The sequence below is a fragment of the Micrococcus sp. HMSC31B01 genome, assembly GCF_001816085.1.
GTDB classification, from domain to species: Bacteria; Actinomycetota; Actinomycetes; order Actinomycetales; family Micrococcaceae; genus Micrococcus; species Micrococcus luteus.
This window is the reverse complement of sequence record NZ_KV825274.1, coordinates 1-3,377: the sequence shown is the minus strand read 5'-3', so window position 1 is coordinate 3,377 and position 3,377 is coordinate 1. Positions and strand designations below refer to the sequence as shown.

The window sequence follows — 3,377 nt, the reverse complement described above, 5'->3', positions numbered from 1 at the left end:
TCGCAGCGGCCGCACGGCGCGGCGGTGGGGTCGTCCAGGGTGCGGGCCAGGAACTCCATGCGGCACCGGTCCGTGGTCTGGTAGTCGAGCATGAGCCGCTCCTCGGCCCGGCGGGCCTCGGCCACGCGGGCGTACCGCTCGGCGTCGTACGTCCACTCCCGCCCGGTGGCGCGCCAGCCGCCGCCCACCCGCTCGACCGCCCCGTCCACGGCGAGGACCTTGAGCAGCAGCTCCAGGGAGGTGCGCTTGATCCGCACGGCCGGCTCGAGCGCCGCCACGGAGAGGGCCCCGCCGTGGTCCGCGAGCGCCCCCAGCACGGCGCGCGCCTGCTCCTCGTCCGGCATGGAGGCGGTGGCGAAGTACTCCCAGATGCGACGGTCCTCGGGCCCGGGCAGCAGGAGCACGTCCGCGTGGTCCGTCCCGCGGCCGGCGCGGCCGACCTGCTGGTAGTACGCCACGGGCGAGCCCGGCGCACCGAAGTGCACCACGAACGTCAGGTCCGGCTTGTCGAAGCCCATGCCGAGCGCCGAGGTGGCCACGACGGCCTTCACCCGGTTGGCCTTGAGGTCCTCCTCGATCTCGGCGCGCCGCTCCGGGTCTGTGCGGCCCGTGTAGGCGACCACCTCGTGCCCCGCCTCGCGCAGGGCGCGCGCCGTGTCCTCGGCGGCGGAGACCGTGAGGGCGTAGACGATCCCGGAGCCCGGCAGGTCCGCGAGGTGGTCGAGGAGCCAGGCCAGGCGCGCGGCCGGGCTGGGCATGCGCAGCACGCCCAGGCGCAGCGAGGCGCGGGCCAGGGGGCCGCGGAGCACGAACACGTCCTGCTCGGAGGCGACGCCGAGCTGCTCCACCACATCCGCCACCACACGGGCGTTGGCCGTGGCGGTGGTGGCCAGCACGGGCACCGCGCGCGGCCCCTCGGCGGGAAGCAGCCCGATCAGGTCCCGGATGCGGCGGTAGTCCGGCCGGAAGTCGTGGCCCCAGTCGGAGATGCAGTGGGCCTCGTCCACCACGAGCAGACCCATGCGCGCCACGAGGTCCGGCAGCTGCTCGTCCCGGAACCGGGGGTTCGTGAGGCGCTCGGGCGAGATCAGCAGCACGTCCACCTCGTCCGCCGCGAGCCGGGCCCGGACCTCGTCCCACTCCGTGGCGTTCGCCGAGCTCACGGACACCGCGCGCACGCCCGCCCGGGCGGCGGCCGCGACCTGGTCCCGCATGAGCGCGAGCAGCGGGGAGACGATCAGCGTGGGCCCCGCGCCGCGGGCACGCAGCAGGAGGGAGGCCACGAAGTACACGGCGGACTTGCCCCAGCCGGTGCGCTGCACCACCAGGGCGCGGCGGCGGTGGGCCACGAGCGCCTCGATCGCCTCGAACTGCCCGTCCTTGAATCGCGCGTCCGGCCGGTCCACGAGCCGACGCAGGACTGCCAGGGCCTCCTCGCGCAGCGCGGTGTCGCCCCCCGGCACGGAGGTCTCGGGGAGGCGGGGGCCGGCGTCGGGGTGCGAGGTGGCGTCCATGGCGTCAGTATGCCAATCGGCCCGGACACCGCAGGCGCGGCGGCGCCGTGCACCGGTGGGATGATGGCGGGATGAAGCTGAGCGCCTACACCGACGTCTGCCTGCGCGTGCTGATGACGCTCGCGGCGGCCGAGGGGGAACGGCTCACCAGCCAGCAGATCGCGGACCGGATCCAGGTGCCCTACAACCACGTGATCAAGGCGGTCGCCGAGCTGCGTCGCCGCGGGACCATCGAGGTGCTGCGCGGTCGGCATGGCGGGGCCATGATCGCCGCGGCCGGTCTGGACCAGCGTGTGGGCGAGCTCGTGCGCTCGCTGAGCAGCCGCGACGAGGTGATCGACTGCGCCGGGCGCGACTCCGGGGTGGCGTGCCCCTACGCCGGCGACTGCCGCCTGCGCGGCGCCCTGCACCGCGCACGCGAGGCCTTCCTCGCCGAACTCGACACCGTGCGGATCCGGGATCTGGTGAGCACCGGGCCTGTCGGCGGGCCCGTGCTGCTGGGCCTGCCGGAGATCCCCGTGGCGCACTGAGGGAACGAGCCGGGGGCGAGTTCCCGACGGCGATGGCCGGGTGTAATCTGGCAAAAACAGCGCAAGATTCCCCGCCGAGGAGACGGAGACCCCCGTGCTGTCCGAGAAGTCCCGCCCCGTCATCGAGGCCACCGCCGCCGTCGTCGCCGAGCACATGCCGGAGATCACGCCCCTGTTCTACGCCCACATGTTCGAGGCCCACCCCGAGCTCCTCGACGGCGTCTTCTCCCGCGCCAACCAGCGCAACGGCGAGCAGGCCCAGGCCCTCGCTGGATCCATCGTGAAGTTCGCGGTGCACCTGCTCGAGAACCCGGGCACCCTGCCCGAGGCCGTCCTGTCCCGCATCGCCCACAAGCACACCGCCCTCGGCATCGTCGAGGAGCAGTACCCGATCGTCTACGAGAACCTCTTCTGGGCCATCGGCGAGGTGCTCGGCGACGCCGTCACCCCCGCGGTGGCCGACGCCTGGACCGAGGTCTACTGGCTCATGGCCGACGCCCTCATCAAGATCGAGAAGGGCCTCTACGCCCAGCAGGCCAACGACAGGATGTGGACGGACTGGAAGGTCGTGTCCAAGGAGCCCACCGGCAACGCGGCCGTCACCTTCCGCTTCGAGCCGGCCGACGACACCCCGCAGAGCCCCGGCAGTGCCGGCGGCTACGTGTCCGTGCGCCTGAAGGTCGAGGACGGCCTGCGCCAGTGCCGCCAGTACTCCCTCTCCGAGAAGGCCGGGTCCGCCACCGAGCGCGTCATCACCGTGAAGCTGGACGAGGGCGGCGAGGTCTCGCCCGTGCTCATCCAGAACGTGGAGGTCGGCGACGTCATTGAGCTGTCCAACCCCTACGGCGACATCACCCTCGAGGACGAGGACTCCACCGCTCCCCTGGTCCTGGCGACCGCCGGCATCGGCATCACCCCGGCCGCGGCGATCCTGGACGCCCTCGCCCAGCAGGGCTCGGACCGCCAGGTCCTCCTCTTCCACGGCGACGCGTCCTGGGAGGCCGTGGCCCTGCGGGAACAGGTGACGGAGTCCCTGGCGGCGCTGCCGCACGGCGACGCCCGCCTCTTCCTCGGGGTGCGACCCGAACAGGACCCCGAGGGCGTCACGACCGTCGAGGGTGTGATGCACTTCGACGACGTCGAACTGCCCCGCGACGGGCACTACATCCTGTGCGGCCCGCTCGCGTTCATGCAGTCCACCCGCTCGAAGCTGATCGATGCCGGCGTGCCCGCGACGTCCGTCCGCTACGAGATCTTCGGCCCGGACCTCTGGCTCGCCGCCTGATCCGGCCCCGGAACGCGGAACGGCCCGCACCCCTCACGGGTGCGGGCC

At 73.2% G+C, this 3,377-nt stretch carries 3 protein-coding genes; 2 read left to right on the top strand and 1 reads right to left on the bottom strand.

What is annotated here, in order from left to right; translation table 11 throughout:
• A partial coding sequence (locus HMPREF3105_RS09515; protein ID WP_070709397.1) for a RecQ family ATP-dependent DNA helicase occupies window positions 1-1,514 on the bottom strand: 1,514 nt, incomplete at its 3' end.
• 71 nt (window positions 1,515-1,585) lie between these two features.
• On the opposite strand from HMPREF3105_RS09515, the gene HMPREF3105_RS09510 reads away from it, so the two are divergent.
• On the top strand, window positions 1,586-2,044 hold the full coding sequence (locus HMPREF3105_RS09510) for an RrF2 family transcriptional regulator (RefSeq protein WP_070709396.1): 459 nt from the start codon (window positions 1,586-1,588) through the stop codon (window positions 2,042-2,044).
• Window positions 2,045-2,138: 94 nt separating this feature from the next.
• Window positions 2,139-3,329: a globin domain-containing protein gene (locus HMPREF3105_RS09505; protein WP_070709395.1), complete on the top strand. Its 1,191-nt coding sequence runs from the start codon at window positions 2,139-2,141 to the stop codon at window positions 3,327-3,329.
• Window positions 3,330-3,377 lie beyond the last annotated feature (48 nt).

Excerpts from the sequence above, each read along its gene's own strand:
- HMPREF3105_RS09510 (WP_070709396.1), top strand. The coding sequence starts at position 1,586 with ATGAAGCTGAGCGCCTACACCGACGTCTGCCTGCGCGTGCTGATGACG.